This window comes from Acinetobacter sp. 24-47-66 (assembly GCF_056779755.1).
On record NZ_JBWYIL010000002.1, the window covers coordinates 209500 to 226139 of the forward strand.

20 protein-coding genes are annotated in these 16640 nt (G+C 38.5%); 8 read left to right on the top strand and 12 right to left on the bottom strand.

Going from position 1 to position 16640, the window contains the following annotated elements; genetic code table 11:
* Nucleotides 1-412: 412 nt before the first annotated feature.
* Together AC1M84_RS03285 and AC1M84_RS03290 are read right to left on the bottom strand one after the other, a co-directional pair.
* Entirely contained in the window at nt 413-613 is a 201-nt protein-coding gene (locus AC1M84_RS03285; RefSeq protein WP_481594423.1) for a hypothetical protein, read from the bottom strand.
* A 3-nt stretch (nt 614-616) separates the two neighbouring features.
* Nucleotides 617-754: a hypothetical protein gene (locus tag AC1M84_RS03290; RefSeq protein ID WP_481594424.1), complete on the bottom strand. Its 138-nt coding sequence runs from the start codon at nt 752-754 to the stop codon at nt 617-619.
* Between the two features lie 139 nt (nt 755-893).
* Here AC1M84_RS03290 and dhaK point away from each other — a divergent pair, with 139 nt between their 5' ends.
* On the top strand, nt 894-2624 hold the full coding sequence (dhaK, locus tag AC1M84_RS03295) for a dihydroxyacetone kinase subunit DhaK (RefSeq protein ID WP_481594425.1): 1731 nt from the start codon (nt 894-896) through the stop codon (nt 2622-2624).
* Between the two features lie 73 nt (nt 2625-2697).
* Here the strand turns inward: dhaK and AC1M84_RS03300 are convergent, their stop codons facing one another.
* From AC1M84_RS03300 to pnuC, 8 genes are all read right to left on the bottom strand, one after another.
* The gene (locus AC1M84_RS03300; protein WP_481594426.1) at nt 2698-2991 is read right to left on the bottom strand and encodes a cold shock domain-containing protein; all 294 of its coding nucleotides are present in this window, start codon (nt 2989-2991) and stop codon (nt 2698-2700) included.
* A gap of 70 nt (nt 2992-3061) precedes the next feature.
* Nucleotides 3062-4321 carry a glutaminase gene (locus AC1M84_RS03305; RefSeq protein WP_481588873.1) on the bottom strand — a complete coding sequence of 420 codons (1260 nt, stop codon included), beginning with the start codon at nt 4319-4321 and terminating at the stop codon, nt 3062-3064.
* Nucleotides 4322-4362: 41 nt separating this feature from the next.
* Nucleotides 4363-5583 (bottom strand): GGDEF domain-containing protein, encoded by a 1221-nt coding sequence (locus AC1M84_RS03310; protein ID WP_481594427.1) that lies wholly within the window; start codon nt 5581-5583, stop codon nt 4363-4365.
* Nucleotides 5584-5807: 224 nt separating this feature from the next.
* A complete protein-coding gene (locus AC1M84_RS03315) occupies nt 5808-6824 on the bottom strand; it encodes a GGDEF domain-containing protein (protein WP_481594428.1) in 1017 nt (338 codons plus the stop codon).
* A gap of 199 nt (nt 6825-7023) precedes the next feature.
* The gene (gene def / locus AC1M84_RS03320; RefSeq protein WP_481594467.1) at nt 7024-7512 is read right to left on the bottom strand and encodes a peptide deformylase; all 489 of its coding nucleotides are present in this window, start codon (nt 7510-7512) and stop codon (nt 7024-7026) included.
* 152 nt (nt 7513-7664) lie between these two features.
* Nucleotides 7665-8798 carry a GGDEF domain-containing protein gene (locus AC1M84_RS03325; RefSeq protein WP_481594429.1) on the bottom strand — a complete coding sequence of 378 codons (1134 nt, stop codon included), beginning with the start codon at nt 8796-8798 and terminating at the stop codon, nt 7665-7667.
* Nucleotides 8799-9164: 366 nt separating this feature from the next.
* On the bottom strand, nt 9165-9431 hold the full coding sequence (locus AC1M84_RS03330) for a hypothetical protein (RefSeq protein WP_481594430.1): 267 nt from the start codon (nt 9429-9431) through the stop codon (nt 9165-9167).
* Nucleotides 9432-9532: 101 nt separating this feature from the next.
* On the bottom strand, nt 9533-10114 hold the full coding sequence (gene pnuC, locus AC1M84_RS03335; RefSeq protein ID WP_481594431.1) for a nicotinamide riboside transporter PnuC: 582 nt from the start codon (nt 10112-10114) through the stop codon (nt 9533-9535).
* Between the two features lie 173 nt (nt 10115-10287).
* On the opposite strand from pnuC, the gene AC1M84_RS03340 reads away from it, so the two are divergent.
* Nucleotides 10288-11079, top strand: a complete 792-nt coding sequence (locus AC1M84_RS03340; protein WP_481593925.1) for a crotonase/enoyl-CoA hydratase family protein — start codon at nt 10288-10290, stop codon at nt 11077-11079.
* Between the two features lie 22 nt (nt 11080-11101).
* A complete protein-coding gene (locus AC1M84_RS03345; RefSeq protein ID WP_481594432.1) occupies nt 11102-12001 on the top strand; it encodes an alpha/beta hydrolase family protein in 900 nt (299 codons plus the stop codon).
* Nucleotides 12002-12009: 8 nt separating this feature from the next.
* Here the strand turns inward: AC1M84_RS03345 and AC1M84_RS03350 are convergent, their stop codons facing one another.
* Entirely contained in the window at nt 12010-12459 is a 450-nt protein-coding gene (locus AC1M84_RS03350; protein ID WP_051586611.1) for a hypothetical protein, read from the bottom strand.
* 352 nt (nt 12460-12811) lie between these two features.
* Here AC1M84_RS03350 and AC1M84_RS03355 point away from each other — a divergent pair, with 352 nt between their 5' ends.
* The 5 genes from AC1M84_RS03355 (at nt 12812) to AC1M84_RS03375 (ending at nt 15193) form a co-directional block, all read left to right on the top strand.
* On the top strand, nt 12812-13006 hold the full coding sequence (locus tag AC1M84_RS03355; protein ID WP_481594433.1) for an acyl-CoA thioesterase: 195 nt from the start codon (nt 12812-12814) through the stop codon (nt 13004-13006).
* On the top strand, nt 13002-13310 hold the full coding sequence (locus tag AC1M84_RS03360; protein ID WP_481594468.1) for an OprD family outer membrane porin: 309 nt from the start codon (nt 13002-13004) through the stop codon (nt 13308-13310). Before AC1M84_RS03355 ends, AC1M84_RS03360 begins: the two co-directional genes overlap by 5 nt.
* A gap of 140 nt (nt 13311-13450) precedes the next feature.
* Nucleotides 13451-14029: a nuclear transport factor 2 family protein gene (locus tag AC1M84_RS03365; protein ID WP_171260728.1), complete on the top strand. Its 579-nt coding sequence runs from the start codon at nt 13451-13453 to the stop codon at nt 14027-14029.
* On the top strand, nt 13999-14499 hold the full coding sequence (locus tag AC1M84_RS03370; RefSeq protein WP_481594069.1) for a chalcone isomerase family protein: 501 nt from the start codon (nt 13999-14001) through the stop codon (nt 14497-14499). The genes AC1M84_RS03365 and AC1M84_RS03370 overlap by 31 nt, the downstream gene beginning before the upstream one ends.
* Nucleotides 14500-14509: 10 nt before the next feature.
* Entirely contained in the window at nt 14510-15193 is a 684-nt protein-coding gene (locus tag AC1M84_RS03375) for a response regulator transcription factor (RefSeq protein ID WP_092768268.1), read from the top strand.
* 68 nt (nt 15194-15261) lie between these two features.
* On the opposite strand, the gene AC1M84_RS03380 is transcribed toward AC1M84_RS03375, so the two are convergent.
* The gene (locus AC1M84_RS03380) at nt 15262-16605 is read right to left on the bottom strand and encodes a sensor histidine kinase (RefSeq protein WP_035269429.1); all 1344 of its coding nucleotides are present in this window, start codon (nt 16603-16605) and stop codon (nt 15262-15264) included.
* Between the last annotated feature and the right edge of the window lie 35 nt (nt 16606-16640).

Sequence of the window (16640 nt, forward strand, 5' to 3'; positions counted from 1 at the left end):
AATGTTGAGTCTCCGACAAACCCGGTACGGTTCAGCTTTTCAATTAACTATAACATCAGTAATTCAACAGAAAGATACTTTAATAAATACTATGCGCTGAGTCTATCCAGTAACAAAGAATTAAATCTTTCTCAGTATCTTAAAGATAAAAAAATATCTAAATACAATATATTGAAAAATATAAATAGCTTTATTGCTCCATGTCTTACAACACAGAAATCTCTCCCTGATTACTGTTCAGATATGGCATTACAAAATTTAATTGAGAACAATAAAAAGGTGAACTTTTCAGATATCTCTAGTTTTTTTATTAAAAGTAATGATGATATAGGAATAGGTATTGATTCCAATAAGTTCACGACTACTTTTATCTACAATACAAAAACTAAAAAAGTTAATTTAAATTAGTAATTTACACCCCAAAATCCATACCCCAATCTTGCTTAGGTTGGGGCTTCTCTATTTCCTTCTTCCGTTCCATCATCTTGACGATATTCGCTTCAATATCTCGGAAGTTTCGAGCAAGTTCTGCTGTGACCGTAGCACTTCTTGAGAGATTTCTTTTTGCGTCTCTGAAAGATGTTGTAGGTAATACTCGTTCGTTGGAAGTCATGATTTACTCCATTTTCTGCACTTTGCTCCCGATCTGTTCGGTATATTGTGCTGTACCTTGCTGTCGTTGTTGAAATAGTCTCTGCATTGCTACTAATGACTTTTGTGTTTGCTGTAAGTTATAAAGTTTCGTAAGGTTCATTAGGATTAGCCAATTTAAACGATAAAGGTTTAGCCGATGGGGTAGATAATTCTCTAAAAATATTGTCGTCCACATGATCCCATTTCTATAATAATAGATACTTTCAAATTCTCCCCGATAAATACACAGGCTTTATTAAATGAAAAAACTCATCAACAACCCAGAACAACTGGTTGTCGAAATGTGCAAAGGCTTTGTCCTTGCACACCCAGAACTCGCATTTACTGAGTCTCACAAAATTATTTCAAGAAAAGAAAAACATAATAATGTTGCACTGATCAGTGGTGGTGGTAGCGGCCACGAACCTGCCCATGCGGGCTTTGTCGGTAAAGGTATGTTAGACGCAGCCGTATGCGGGGACGTATTTGCATCTCCATCGCAAATTCAGGTCTATAAAGCATTACAACATGTCGCAACCGACAAGGGCGTGTTAATGATCATCAAAAACTATTCTGGCGATATGATGAATTTCCAGAATGGTGCAGCCTTAGCCGCTGAAGACGGAATTCAAGTCGACTTTGTGAAAGTTGCAGATGACATTGCGGTTAAAGATAGTTTATATACAGTCGGTCGTCGTGGTGTCGCAGGCACAATCTTTGTTCATAAGATTGCAGGCGCAGCAGCATCTAAAGGCTTAGAATTAGGTGAAGTTAAAACAGTCGCTCAAAAAGCGGCTGACAATGTCATCAGTTTAGGTTTTGCCTATAGCTCATGTACTGTTCCTGCTAAAGGCACACCAACCTTCACCCTTGCCGATGATGAAATGGAATACGGCGTGGGTATTCATGGTGAACCGGGCATCCGTCGTGAAAAAATCTTGCCAGCAAAAGAACTGGCACAACGTATGGTCGATGACCTGTTTTTAGATCGTCCAGACATGAAAGAAGTTGCAGTATTGATCAATGGCTTTGGTTCTACCCCAATGCAAGAACTGTATCTGTTTAACCATGATGTATGCGCACACCTTGCACATAAGGGCATCAAAATTTACCGTACCTTTGTCGGCAACTACATGACCAGTATCGACATGAATGGCGCATCCATTTCATTACTTGAATTGGATGATGAACTCAAAACATACTTAGATACCGAAGCCAACACCCCTGCCTTTAAACTTGATGGTTCACCTGCTTTAGCCATTGAGTTTGCGATAAAAGATACGGCTACCCAACATCAAGGCAATAGCGAAGTTGAAACTGCAGCAGAACATGCTGAAATTCAAAATGAGCAATTCAGCATTGAAAACATGCGCTATGTGGTCGATGTCATGGCTGCCTGTATTATTAAAAATGAAGTGCCATTTTGTGAGTTAGACGCACACGCAGGCGATGGTGACTTCGGCATGAGTGTGGCTAAAGGCTTTAAACAACTCAAGAAAGAATGGCAAAGCTTGATCCAAGCACAGCAGATGGATGAATTCTTGCTCAATAGCTCCATGATCATTATGGAACATTGTGGCGGTGCTTCGGGTCCCATCTGGGGTTCAGCATTCCGTGCCGCAAGTAAAGCCATTCAAGGTAAAACCACGTTAAGCGTGGCAGATTTTGCCGATATGCTGCAAGCCGCAGTAAAAGGTATTCAAACCACAGGCGAACGTTCATTTGGACGTGGCGCGGTAGTGGGAGATAAAACGTTGATCGATGCTTTAGTGCCATGTGCTGACTCTTGGTCAAACAACACCGACAAAAGCTTTAAGGAAAACTTTATCTTAGGTGCTCAAGCTGCTGTTCAAGGCGCAGAATCGACCAAAGAGATTGTTGCACGTATGGGTCGTGCAGGTACTGTCGGTGATCGTAGCTTAGGCTATCCTGATGCTGGTGCATATGGTTTAGGTGTGATTTTTACCGATATTGCCGATCATCTAAAATAACATTTTAAACATGATATAAATGATTGATCAGTTATATAAAAAAAGCCCTGATGATTCAGGGCTTTTCTACATTTTATTTTTTAAAACTTGACAATAATGCGCTGGTAATCGACTGATTATGTGATGCCACACGAGACTTCTTCGCTTTCGCTGACTGGTCAGCTACACGTTGAATTTTGACTGCTTTTAACTTACCTTGATTTTCAACTACCTGAAATTTGACTCGGTCATTGCGTTTTGGCTCACCTTCATCTGCAGGAAAGTCAGAAATGTGGAAAAAAATATCCTCACCTGCACCACCAATAAAACCAAAACCTTTATCGGCATGATAAATTTTAATTTTGCCTTGCTGGACTTCAGACTTCATAACATTCCCAAAAAACGGTATACAATTTTCAATATTATACACGCATCTTAAAGCGCATCATCTTTGCTGATTACTTTAAATAATCATGCAAGTGCTGTTGGACAATGACGCGTTTGTGTCCTTTACTTTGTTGTTCCGATAACAATGATTCCGCATCTAAGACCACCACTCTGTGACCATCATCCTGTAGACGTTTCACACCTTCAAATAACATTCGAGCACCGACATCATGGATTAAAGTCAGATGTGTAAGATCAAGCACTACTTTATTTTTACCTACAGGCTCATTCTGTAACTCACGCAAGAACATTTCAGTCTCTGTAAATTGTAAGACACCACGTAGCTCATATACCACCATGCCATCATCATACTCACGGCGACTTTGGATAATGGTTTGTGCTGAAGGGGTTCCCTCCATCAAATGTAATCCCATATCACTTGATAGACGTTCAAAGATTTCCACACCTCGAACACTGTTGCCATGGCTGTCTAATTTAGGCGAAAAAACCGCAATTCCAACCTGACCTGGTAAGACACCAATGATCCCCCCTGCCACACCACTTTTGGCAGGAATACCAACGGTGGTCAACCAATCTCCAGCTGCATCGTACATACCACACGTCATCATGACGCTAAGTACCTGACGACATACCTGACGATCTAAAATACATTTTCCCGTAACAGGGTCTTTTCCGCCATTCGCCAACACACTGCCCATTCGCGCTAAATCTTTCACGGAGACTTTAATCGCACACTGTTGAATATAACCATGAACAATCTGTTCTGGGTCTTCTTCTAGCACGCCGACGGTACGCAACATATATCCAATCGAAAGATTACGAAATGCTGTTTTGAGTTCAGATTGATAGACTTGCTCATCAAAGGTTAACTCACGCCCACACAGTTCACTCAAGAAACGTCGTAAATGTTCTGCACGAGAAACAGTCTTTTTATGAGGTAATAAAGAATGTGTCGTAATCGCACCCGAGTTAATCATTGGGTTCTTAGGAATCGATCGTTCTTTTTCTAATGAGATTTGATTAAATGCTTCCCCCGAAGGTTCAACACCAACTTTTTCTAATACCTGAGCCAAACCATGTTCTTGAATCGCTAATGCATAAGCAAATGGTTTAGACATTGATTGAATCGTGAACTCAACCTCATCATCCCCTGAAGAATAAATCGTACCATCAATGGTTGAAAGTGCTAAAGCGATACGATTTGGATTGGCAGCTGCCAGTTCTGGAATATAGTCAGCCAATGCTCCTTCGGTATTCGCATGACATTGGTCCAATACATGGGCAAGATAATCAGGTACAGGTGTCTTCATTTTTATTCTCTTGGTGATCAATGGAGACCCAAAATAAGATCTCAAATGTTAAATTCAGTTGTCGATATCGTGTCACATCTGACTTGATTACGGCCATTCTGCTTTGCAAGATATAGTGCTCTATCCGCCGCACTATAAATCCTTTGCTTTACTTCGTCTGTGTGTAGATGTGGTAAATTTTGTGACATCGCCACGCCAAAGCTTGCGGTCACTTGAATAAAAGTCGCTGGGCTAATCTCAATTTTTTCACTTTCGATCGTTCGACGGCAGCGTTCTGCGATGATTAATGCTTCGTCGATATCACCATCTGTCAGTACTAGAACAAACTCTTCACCACCGAGCCGTCCTACTATATCCTCTTCTCGTGTTTGCTGTTTTAAAATGAGAGCAATACGTTTAAGTACAAGATCACCAACATCATGACCATAATTGTCATTAATCTGCTTGAAGAAATCGAGATCTAAGATGATGAAAGCATAGCTGCGTTTTTGTTGAATTAACTTACTAATAAACTGATTGATGTAACGACGGTTATAGAGGTTGGTTAACGCATCTTTCTGACTTAGTACTTCAATCTTACGCTCACGTCGTCTCCACTGCGACAAGATCAACTCAAAAAATACTGCTGAGCACAACAGTATGGGTAAATATAGTACCGCCATACTTTTCAGCCAAAAAGGATTGGCATACAAATTAGATTGATTCAGTGCATCACTAAATAATGGTGCATAAGTCAGTTGACCATTGGCCGTCAGTACTGCCAACCACACGATAATACAAGCAATAATAAAAGAGACGCTATAGATGATGCGCTGTTCATATAACACAAAACCAATTAATACAATATTGACCGTTCCCGCCATCACCGCAGGACTATAAATCCCAACCGTGTATCCTGAAAAAATGACAATCAATCCATAAAATAAGGGGATTAAATAGCCCAAGATTCGGCGAGCAGTAGCATTTTTTCGAAGCACTAAAGCGATCGTCAGAAAACACGTAGTCAAAATCACTTGTAAACATGTGGTCAATGTCCGATGAGGATAATATTCTGGATCTAACCAAATTTGATATTCTGAATGGAAAGTTAGGTAGTACCACAACCAATGACCGATGAGCATCAACAGCCCAAATATGAGTAACAGAATCCCTTTATTAAAGTTGGACCAGTTAATAATAGAACGTTCAGATTCTAACAAGACATATTTGATAGCTTGCAATAAACTACGCTGTTGTTGTACTTCATTCTCTCGAGTCATCATCTAATTGTATTATCGAATATTCATATTTATTTTTATTAAAATTTGGATGTATTCAGCGATCATGTCAATGCGCTTTAAGCATTAAAAAGACTGCTTTATCGTTCAGATCAATTTATGGTATGAATTTGATGATCACTGACCAAAACAAAAGCATTGCTATAAAAAAACCTAAGCGTATATTTCTCTATAGTTAGTAGTGCCAAAACCGAAATTTAATCATTGAATTAAGCTGACTGATATAACTGTACCTGATTTCGTCCGCTTTCTTTGGCAATATATAAAGCGTGATCTGCACAATGCGTAATGACGTCTTGATCAGATAACTCATGGGATAATGCAATACCAAAGCTTGCCGTCACATTTAACGAAGTTCCATCATCCAGCACAATTGGCTGCTGTGCAATTGCGTTACGGCAACGTTCTGCAATATCAACCGCTTGATCACGACTGAGATTGTCCAAAATCAAAATAAATTCTTCACCGCCATATCGCCCAACCGTATCACCAATACGAACATGATATTCCAAACGCGTCGCCACCTGTTTCAGGACTTCATCTCCTGCTGCATGACCATATTGATCATTAATTTGTTTGAAATGATCCAAATCCAATAAGATCACAGCATAATCAGCACGATCCTGCTGAAAATGTGATAACACTTCATTGATTTGACGACGGTTATAAACGTTCGTCAGGGCATCAAATTTACTGCTGGTTTCGAATTGTTTTTCACGACTGCGCCATTGGGTGAGTAAAATCTCAAAGAATAAAACACTCATAAGTAAAATGGGCACGTAGAGCTGTACCATGCTCATGACCCAAAAATCATTTTGGTAAACGATACTTTTATTCAACTCATCACTAAACATGGGCGCATAACGAATTCGATCGATATGCGTCAAGTAACACGTTAATAACGTGTATATCGTAATTGGAATTGCAATCCCATAAATAATTTTACGGCTATAAAATACCAACCCGACCAATACAATACTGATGAACCCTGCCATCGTTGCAGGGCTATAAATTCCAATCGAATACCCTGAATAAATCATGGTCATTCCAAAGAAACTAGGAGCAAAGTAAGCAATGAAGGTTTGAAACTTAGCGATATGCTGAAACTTAAAACAACTCCAAAACAGGACAAGATAAATCACGGAGGTCACCAACAATTGGGTAACACGTAATTCAAAATAGTCGGGATTTAACCACTGTGCTTTTTCAGGGGTATAAAAAGCCACAATTAACCAGCGAGCGACTTCAAGTTGGCTTAGAATTCCAAAAAAAGGATAAGCCGTCCCTTTTTAAAATCACTCCAATTGATCAGCATATTTTGAGGATCAAGGATGTACGTATTGGCCATACGATACAATCGCTTAATCATATGTTGAATCTTCCTGATTAACTTCATTCTGTCCTTTTATCTTTTATATTGTCTTTTTAAGCAGCGTGAACTCGCTCTACAAACAAGATCCCATCAAGATGGTCAATTTCGTGTTGAAAGATTCGTGCAGGGAATCCTGAAAAAGTCTCAGTAATTTCCTGTCCTTGCATATTACGATAACGGACACGGATTGATGAAGCTCGAGCCACCTCCGCACGTCGATTCTCTACACTTAAACATCCCTCTTCTCCTAAAACAACATGATCAGAACGCTCCAATATTTCAGGATTAATCATGTAAATAGGCTCCATCTCAGGCGCATCGGGATACCGTATATTGGGCTTTGAAGCGACGATAATAATCCTTTTAGAGACATAAACTTGTGGCGCAGCAATACCGACACCATTGCGCTGTTGCATCGTAAAATGCATTGCTTCAACCAGATGCGTTAACCAGGTACTACTAAACTCAAGCTCACTTACCGGCGATGCAACCAACTCAAGGATCACTTCACCTTTTTGAGCAACGGGTAGTATCGTCATAATACGTTCATCTCAATTATGATAAGAATTTGATCTTCATAATTTTTTTAAATTTTAAATCAAATATTTGATTAATAGTCAAACAATCTTAAAGCATTTCAAGATGAAGTAAAACTGATTTAAATGACGAATTTGTGACCTGATAATTTTACGGCTCAAGTTTCACTTTTTTGTATGACATCAGCATCCTGAAGTTCGTAGTAGTGTCTAACCTGATTACGACCACGTTTTTTTGCCAGATATAATGCTTGATCTGCATGACGAATCACTGCTTCTTTATTTAAATTAAATTCAGAAATGGCTATACCAAAGCTTGCTGTCACTCTGATCGTCGTACGTTCATCGATATAAAAGAGTTCATTTTCAATTTCTTTGCGACACCGCTCTGCGACCTCCATCGCAGCTCTGAGGTTTTTATTCTGCAACAGCATCACAAACTCTTCACCACCAAATCGCCCGACAATATCTGTATCACGTATATTTTGACGTAGTACATTGGCAACACGCTTTAAGACGTTATCTCCGATATCATGACCATAGTTATCATTAATACTCTTAAAATGATCAAGATCTAACAGAATGAGAGCAAATTTTCGTTCTTGTAATTGAATTTCATTGAGTTCTAAACCTATTTTTCGACGGTTATAAATCCCCGTAAGCGGGTCCATTTGACTCATTAAATTAATTTGTTTTTCTCGATTTCTCCATTGCGTCAACAAAATTTCAAACAATACAAAAGTCGCAAAAAAAATAGGCACGTAAAAATAAAGTTGTGAATAAACCCAGAATTCATTAAATACCATGACTGAATAATTGAGCTGATCACTAAAGACCGGTGCGTAGGTCATATAACCCAATGCACTACTGACAATTGCAATGAGCATATATACAGTGACTGGTAAAAAAAGCAGATACACAATCTTGCGTTCAAATAAAACCAGACCAACTGTTAAAATACTGATAAATCCCGCAACGGTAGCAGGGCTACTGATACCAACTGAATAGCCACCATAAATAAAGCTCACGGAAAATACTAAAATAATAAAGTAAGGTAAATATTGTCTCACCCACTCTTTATGACGCCATATGACACAAGGAATAATCAGTAAGAACTGTAATACACAGCACAGCAGCATCCGTGATAAGTGAAAATAATAATAATCAGGATTGAGCCAATGATGTAATGCAGGATGATGAAATGAAAATAAATACCATGCAATCCAGGTGATATGTGCAAGTCCGCCCAATACCATAACCAGAATACATTTATTTAAGTTACTCCAATTCATCAACACACTTTGATTCATAAATGAATGAAGTGTATAGGGGCGAAAAATCCGATTGAATAGTCTTAACATAATGAACTAACTCAATAGAAACAGCTCATCAAAATAAACTATATTTTCATTTAACTCTGTAATCATTAAATCTATTTCACCCCTACAAAATATAGTGAATAAAATCACATATTTTTTATTATAATTGCACTTATTATCACAATCTAACCTTAAGATTAGGATTTATCAAGGTTTTTTTACCATTTATTCTATTTTTTTTTAAAGCTTTTTTTGCTTAAATCCAGCTAGCGATACGCTCAAGCATTTTGATTTGACTCAGCTAAAAATTGCTAAGTACACTCCTAACTCTTAGAACTCTTAGAGATCGAGTTCTCGATAAATAACTTTAATTTCTTGTGCAATGTGAATACTGACTCGATGATGCAAATATTGAATCAAAATATCAAACTGCTCTGCACCATCGTCTAATCCAGTACAAAAATATTCAGTATGTGGAGGAAGCGTTTTTAACCACTGACATTGATAAAAATCGGCAACGGATTCAAAATTAAGATAACGGTGAGGATGCTGTTGTAATGATTTTACAAATTGCAGAAATCGAGCTTCCCAAAAGTGGATAATCATACATTTAAAGTCTACTGGTTAAATTCAATTTTATTGTTACGTCGATCTTCTTTATTTTGCAGATCGAATCATTCAAATCAATGTCCATGGATGCAAATGCTTTAGATTGAGTAGACGGTTTGCTGTTGAACTTGATATTTTTTCTTCCACTGAAGATAACCTAAGAATGCTAAAACAGTAAATGCGCCATAAAGACCAGCCGTCAAATATAGATCTTTATACATAAACATCATGACATAGATGATATCCACCGCGATCCAAGCAGGCCAAATTTCCAAATATCGTTTTGACGTCCAATATGTAATGAGCAGACTTAAACTTGCCAATTGAGCATCTAAATAAGGAATGGAAGCATCCGTAAAATAATCCAGACCTAAACCAAAAATAAATCCTGCCAACATTGTAAAAAACACATGTTTGATAATTCTCAACCCTTGAATACGATTGATGGCAAGTTGCTCTTGTTGTTTAAACTGAGCTTTCCATATCCACCACCCATACACACCTAAACCGATAAACACGCATTGCAATATCGTTTCACCATAGAGTTGATAATCATAAAATAACTTTGCATATAAGCCATAAGCCACGAGATTCACAGGCCAACACCAAATATTACGGCGAATAGTGAGGGTTACACCCAATACACTCATCAATACTGAAATAATTTCTAAAAGGCTCATACACTACTTAAAATGATCGTGGTTTATTTGATGCGCCTATCCTAACGCATATTGAATGGCACCATACATGATTCTTAACGAACACGACTTAGCGCTGTTCAATTTGAACTGCACAGTTTTGACCTAACCATTAAACTCCTCTAAAAATAGAATATCCTCAATGGAAAATAATAATGATGAATACAACTCAAACGACCAGAATAACCATTGAAATTCGCAATCATCTGATGTTGATTGGTTTAAACCGTGCTGCGAAGCGCAATGCATTCGACAGTCATATGATTGATGAACTTTCACAAGCACTTACCACCTATGAAGACCAGTCTGATTTACGCTGTGCTGTGATTTATGCACATGGAGAGCACTTTACGGCAGGATTAGATCTGGTTGAGCTTCAGCCGCGTATGTCAGATGGTATATTTTCGGAAGATATGAACTTGATTAACCCATGGGGCACGACTGGTCGTAAACGAAAAAAACCAGTCGTTGTCGCTGTGAAGGGGTATTGTTTTACTGCTGGAATAGAATTGATGTTGAATGCCGATATCTGTATTGCCCATCAAAATACCCAATTTACTCAACTTGAAGTGCAACGTGGCATCCTTCCCTTTGGCGGAGCAACTTCACGCTTCGTTAAAACTGCAGGTTGGTCTAATGCAATGCGCTACTTATTGACGGGGGATTTTTTTGATGCTGCAACTGCATTTCGACTTCATTTGATTACTGAAGTAACAGAACAAGATCCGCTTGACCGTGCCATTGAACTTGCCGAATCCATCGCTTCAGCTGCTCCACTCGCTGTTCAAGCCACCTTGACGGCTGCTCACGAAGCGATTTCACATGATGAGCAGTACGCTTTTAATCAGTTAAAGACTCATCTTCTTCCACTAATACAATCTGAAGATGCAGTCGAAGGTATGCGAGCAATGAGCGAAAAACGTCAACCTCGCTTTAAAGGTCAATAGTTCAATATCGGGAAATATAGACATGCAAGCTATTCCAAATGTGAACCAGATGCCAAGAAGCATCAATAAAACTCAAGTTCAGTTTCCTGCCTTAGATAACTATATGCTCACCGGCACTCGCTACCTATCATCTGGTGTGAAGACTGTTGCACGTATTATTGTGGCTTCAGCGACAGCGGTTCCCCAACCTTTTTATCGCAGATTTGCAGAGTATGCTGCAGAACGTGGTTTTGAAGTGCTAACCTTTGATTATCGTGGTGTGGGGGCATCATCTCCAGCACAACTCAAAGGTTTTAAAATGAGTTATTTGGATTGGGGGAAACTTGATCTCGCTGGTGCCATTGAATACTTTTCTAGCGATACTTTCCCCTTATTTGTGACTGCACACTCTTATGGTGGTCAAGCCTTGGGACTTACCCCTAATCATCATCAAGTCAGTGCCATGTGTTGCTACGGTACAGGTGCAGGTTGGGCAGGATATATGCCGTTCAAAGAAAGATTCAAAGTATCCGTGATGTGGAGTATTGTGTTTCCACCCATTGTCGCAGTCACAGGTTATTTACCTTGGAGTAAATTCAATATGGGCTCTGATCTGCCTTTAGGGGTATATCAACAGTGGCGTCGTTGGTGCAAAAATCCGTTATATTTTTTCGCTGACCCCGAGCAACAAGATTTAAAAGCACAATATGCAAGTGTTAAAACCAAAATTTATGCTGTTTCAGCATTAGATGATGATTGGGCTCTCCCAAATTCGAGGCAAGCCTTTATGCAACATTATCGTTCTGCTGATATGCGCTACATTGATATCACAGCCAAACAGTATCAAATGCCTGCAATTAGACACATGGGATATTTCAAAAAAGGCGCAGAAAAAATTTGGGATGACATGCTCCAAAATTATCTCAATTTAGTTGATGATTAAATTCTAAATTACTGAATAAAGTCAGATTGATGCTCTACTCCTTGTGCGTCAGTATGTCGATACATGATGCCATATTGACTCACATAGTATTCAAGGGATTGATTACGATATTCCCATAAAATCGACCACTCACCTAAATCAAATTGATTGATCTGACATAAAGTTCGTGATGGCATCTTGTTCAAAAACTCATATTGAATTTGCTGAGCAAACTTGATATCACGATGATTTACACGTTTCTCAAACAGTAATTTAGCAACCTCATCAAACATACGAATATCTTCGACAGAATCCGTATCATACACCAAGCGCGCCGGCTGGCTGAGATCAGTAGGCTTGAGGAGTTTTGTTAAATCAAAGTGCCTCTGCGTATTCCCCATAATCAATTTAGGTTGTAATAATAGTCGCCATACGGCATAGCAACTGACCAAAGCAAAACACACCACGATTAGCATCATATTTTTTACTCATTCCGATGATTATTCATTGAATCGTTCATTACAGAAATGATTATTTCTTTATTTTTATTGTTAATTTTCTTGGTGTTATTAAGTTTTAACTTTTAAAATATTAACTTAAAAACCAGTATAGGGATGGCACGAAACGTAACAACTCATTTCAAAATCTACATGTTATGTAAACCGTGTAAATCTAGGTAATTTTACTCAATCAATATCAATTAAAAGGATATTGAAAGGTCTCATTAAAATTGAGTTTAAAATCTTAGTGTTCTAAATCATTACGACATGTTTTGTCGTTTAAATTTATCCGCATCTACACTATTCATTTCTCAAATTTTATAATTTAACCATGAACTATTCCCATAAACGCAAACCCATTACCAGTACATGGCCAGTTGAGCATGACTGCTTCCTCATTGAAAACAGTCATCTTGAACTCGAAGCATTGCAACAGACGCTGCCATATTCTGCTCAAGAAATTCAAGATCGCCAAGAAATCTTGGGGCTCACGAGACGTCGTCGTCAAATGAAAAAATTAGATTAATGAAAAAGTCTATCACGCACGCTATGACTATGACTTTAAAGACACTTCATTGAAAGGTCTAAAGTTTATGACTCGCTATAGTAAAGGCGATGATATTGAAATTCGTAACACCGACAATCAAACGTTTGAACAAGATGCTCTAGATTTTGAACTCAGCTATCGTGTTCCAACGGGTAAACTCGAAGGTTTAAATATTCGTACACGTTATAGTCGCTACCGTAACGATATCCCACCAGTAGGTATGGCATTTAAGTCGGATGACGAAATGCGTGTCAACATTGATTACACTTGGAAATTTAAATAAAATAAAGTTAAAGGGAGTTCAACGGAACTCCCTTTAACACAAATATCTTTCATCGAACACAGCTCATATTTTAATTTCACATCCATTTCACAAGATTGCCAGTAGATTAAAAAATAAGAATAAATTAGTGGATTGAGATCATGAAACACGTCAAAAAAATTGTGGCTGCGACATTGAGCCTTCCTCTACTCTTTTTATCAGGCTGTGCAAGTATTCCAAGTTACTCTGATGATTATGCTCAAGCAAGATCGACAGTTCAAGGCATCACCATGACGCCTGCCAAAGCTCAAGATATAGGGGTTCGTTTTACCAGTGCATTCAATACTTTAGGTACACCTGAATTCACTAACCGAGCAAGCAATCTGTATGCTGACAGTTTATATATCAATGACACACTTTCACAATTTAGTAAGCGTGAAAATCTAGTCGAACATTTCAAAGGTATGAATAACCGTGTCAGTAATGTTTCAGTCAAATTGCTCAACACATCACATTTTGACGACTCAGCCTATGTGCATTGGCGTATGGCATATGATTTTAAAATCTTCGGCACGACTCGAAGCATGGAATCACATGGAATTAGTGAAATAAAACTCAATGAGCAAGACAAAATTGTGTTCCAGCAAGACTTTTGGGACCCAGCTGATGGCTTATTTCGCTCACTACCATATGCTGGAGGGTTATACGCATGGTTATTACCTTTCAAAAAATCGCAATAATCACCCTCTCTGCTTTGAGTCTATTCTTATTACCACTCGCGCATGCACAAAGTGTGCGTGAGTGTGGTCAAGGAGACCTCAAAGTCGGACAAAAAAATGTCGGTAAAGCAACTTATTTCGCTCAAAATTGTCAAAGCACTTGGAAGAATCAAGATATTCGCATGGACTTTGCTTATACTCAACATATTCCAGAATGGGCTTTTAAAAAGGCTGCAACGCACTTTCTCAAACGAAATGTCAAACAAGCCAATACGTTGAAACAGCTTGACCAGATCACACAATTGTATCAACCGGTTCGATCTGGTGATATTTACAGTCTAAGCTATACCCATACGACCCAGACTTTAACTTTGAGTCTAAATCAAAAAATTTTGGGTAAAATTCAATACATGAATGCCAATGATTATTTTAAAATTTGGCTGGGTTCGTCTCCATTTAGTGATACTTTAAAAAAGCAATTATTGGACTAATCGTGTCGACATGACTAAACATTTTATTTTAATGGTCGAAGATCATTACGAACTTGCTTCAACATTATGTGAATTTTTAGAAGAGCATAATTTTGTGGTTGATCATGCGCGTAATTTGGATGTGGCACGTCAACTGCTTAAACAACATCCTTATCATATTCTACTGTTAGATATTAATTTACCTGACGGTACAGGTTATGACCTGTGTGAATGGCTTCGCAACGAACAAGGACTCGACCTCCCGGTACTGATGCTGACTGCTCGTGATACTTTGGATGATAAATTAAAAGGTTTCCGAGCAGGTACAGATGATTATTTAGTCAAACCATTTGATTTTAATGAATTGGTTTATCGTGTTCGTGCACTGATCAAACGCTCATTAGGAGAAGTATCTAACAGCCAAATCAAAATTCACGATCTCACATTAGACCCTGCTTTACAGCAAATCACTCGTGCAGGTCAAATGATCGAACTGCCACCTATTCAATTCAAACTTTTAAAATTACTTATGCGAAACTCACCTAAAGTGCTCACTAAACAGGAGATCATGCTTGAGTTATGGGGGGATGAAGAACCAGAAAGCGATGCACTCAGAAGCCATATCTATAATTTAAGAAAAATGGTCGATAAGCCGTTTGAACAAAAATTAATACACACCGTTTCAGGGGTAGGTCTAAAGATCGCAGTTGAATAAAACTAGTTACTACTGAAAAAACTAGTTACTACTGAATTCGCACTTCAGATCAAATTCCTCCAAATACACTATTTTGGAGGCTGATCATTCAAGTAAACGACCACAATCAGTCCTGAACTGAGTGACAAGTCAACTTTTGGATGAGTCATCAAATAGTATTCACGATCAAATAACTCTACTCTCCAGCCAAGTTGTTTACATAATTTTTGAACCAGTTGTAGCCCGATACCATGACCTTTGATATCGAGTTGCAGCTGCTGATTCGTTAGTTCTTGCACCTTAGAGTTATTCGGTAAATCAATCCCGATACCATTATCTGCGACCAACACTTTGTTTTTTTCGAGAATGACATTAATGCTTGTACCTTGAGAGTAATTCAATGCATTTCTTAAAATATTGCTAAACACCATTTTTGTCATCGATGGATATAAATGACGTTTGACCTCATTAACTTCGATGTTTAAATCGATACTCATTCCTTTTGCCAAACTGACACTATTCAAGTCACTTACAACATCTTGAAGCAGTTCTGATAAGCGTGTTTTTTCACTTTGTAAATTGCTTGTGGTATTTCGAGCAATCGCCAAAAGTGTATCGACCAATAACTGCATATCTTCGATTGTGTTTTGCAATCGAGTAAAAGATTTGTTATCACCATAACGGGCCTGACAAAGTTGTACATTTCCCTTCAATATTGTGAGCGGTGTTCGAAGTTCATGACTAACATCGCCAGTAAACTCTCTTTCACGCTGAATGAATTCGCTTAAAACTTGATGATATTTTTCAAGTGCTTGCTTGAGATATTCAGCCTCCAAATTAGAATCTGTTTTAATTTCTTTAAATGGTGATGCTCGATTATTCTGATGTTCCCAATCGATATGTTCGAGTGCATTGGCTAAGCGTGTGATGGGCGAAAAATAGCGGCGTGCACGGCGATTCCACCACCACAGCACACTGTATAGCAAAAATAAGCTGACCATGAGTGGCGCTAAACCAAACAGCCAAATAAGCTTATTAACATTACTTTCACCAAACACTAAAAAAACGTGTTCACCATTGCGTGTCCCATAAACCGTCATCCGGTCTTTACCATCGATATAGTGTCGATGTACACCCGATTGGAGTTTTAAATTACGAAATTCAGAGGGGGCTAACTCGTCATCGGACCAACGATATCCATATAAATTTTTAGTGTCGGGTAAAGCAGCTTCTGGATTACGCTCCATACGCTGCCAGTAATGCTCCATCTCCTGTTCGAGCGCTGTGGTCAGCAATGTTCCTTTAATGACCCAAGCACTGCAACCAATCCCAATCACAATAGACAAGGCAATAAGACCAATTTGTAGCCAATAATAGCGGTTAAACACCTCACCCAAAGGATGATCGCGTTTATCCCTAAATAGCCTCATCATGGACATGTACCCTCTTCACCTTATCGCTAAGCTTA

Bases quoted from the DNA above. Each gene is read 5' to 3' on its own strand.
- AC1M84_RS03285 (WP_481594423.1), bottom strand. From the start codon at position 613: ATGACTTCCAACGAACGAGTATTACCTACAACATCTTTCAGAGACGCA.
- AC1M84_RS03290 (WP_481594424.1), bottom strand. From the start codon at position 754: ATGAACCTTACGAAACTTTATAACTTACAGCAAACACAAAAGTCATTA.
- dhaK (WP_481594425.1), top strand. From the start codon at position 894: ATGAAAAAACTCATCAACAACCCAGAACAACTGGTTGTCGAAATGTGC.
- AC1M84_RS03300 (WP_481594426.1), bottom strand. From the start codon at position 2,991: ATGAAGTCTGAAGTCCAGCAAGGCAAAATTAAAATTTATCATGCCGAT.
- AC1M84_RS03305 (WP_481588873.1), bottom strand. From the start codon at position 4,321: ATGAAGACACCTGTACCTGATTATCTTGCCCATGTATTGGACCAATGT.
- AC1M84_RS03310 (WP_481594427.1), bottom strand. From the start codon at position 5,583: ATGATGACTCGAGAGAATGAAGTACAACAACAGCGTAGTTTATTGCAA.
- AC1M84_RS03325 (WP_481594429.1), bottom strand. From the start codon at position 8,798: ATGAATTGGAGTAACTTAAATAAATGTATTCTGGTTATGGTATTGGGC.
- AC1M84_RS03330 (WP_481594430.1), bottom strand. From the start codon at position 9,431: ATGATTATCCACTTTTGGGAAGCTCGATTTCTGCAATTTGTAAAATCA.
- pnuC (WP_481594431.1), bottom strand. From the start codon at position 10,114: ATGAGCCTTTTAGAAATTATTTCAGTATTGATGAGTGTATTGGGTGTA.
- AC1M84_RS03340 (WP_481593925.1), top strand. From the start codon at position 10,288: ATGATGAATACAACTCAAACGACCAGAATAACCATTGAAATTCGCAAT.
- AC1M84_RS03345 (WP_481594432.1), top strand. From the start codon at position 11,102: ATGCAAGCTATTCCAAATGTGAACCAGATGCCAAGAAGCATCAATAAA.
- AC1M84_RS03350 (WP_051586611.1), bottom strand. From the start codon at position 12,459: ATGATGCTAATCGTGGTGTGTTTTGCTTTGGTCAGTTGCTATGCCGTA.
- AC1M84_RS03355 (WP_481594433.1), top strand. From the start codon at position 12,812: ATGAACTATTCCCATAAACGCAAACCCATTACCAGTACATGGCCAGTT.
- AC1M84_RS03365 (WP_171260728.1), top strand. From the start codon at position 13,451: ATGAAACACGTCAAAAAAATTGTGGCTGCGACATTGAGCCTTCCTCTA.
- AC1M84_RS03370 (WP_481594069.1), top strand. From the start codon at position 13,999: ATGGTTATTACCTTTCAAAAAATCGCAATAATCACCCTCTCTGCTTTG.
- AC1M84_RS03375 (WP_092768268.1), top strand. From the start codon at position 14,510: ATGACTAAACATTTTATTTTAATGGTCGAAGATCATTACGAACTTGCT.
- AC1M84_RS03380 (WP_035269429.1), bottom strand. From the start codon at position 16,605: ATGATGAGGCTATTTAGGGATAAACGCGATCATCCTTTGGGTGAGGTG.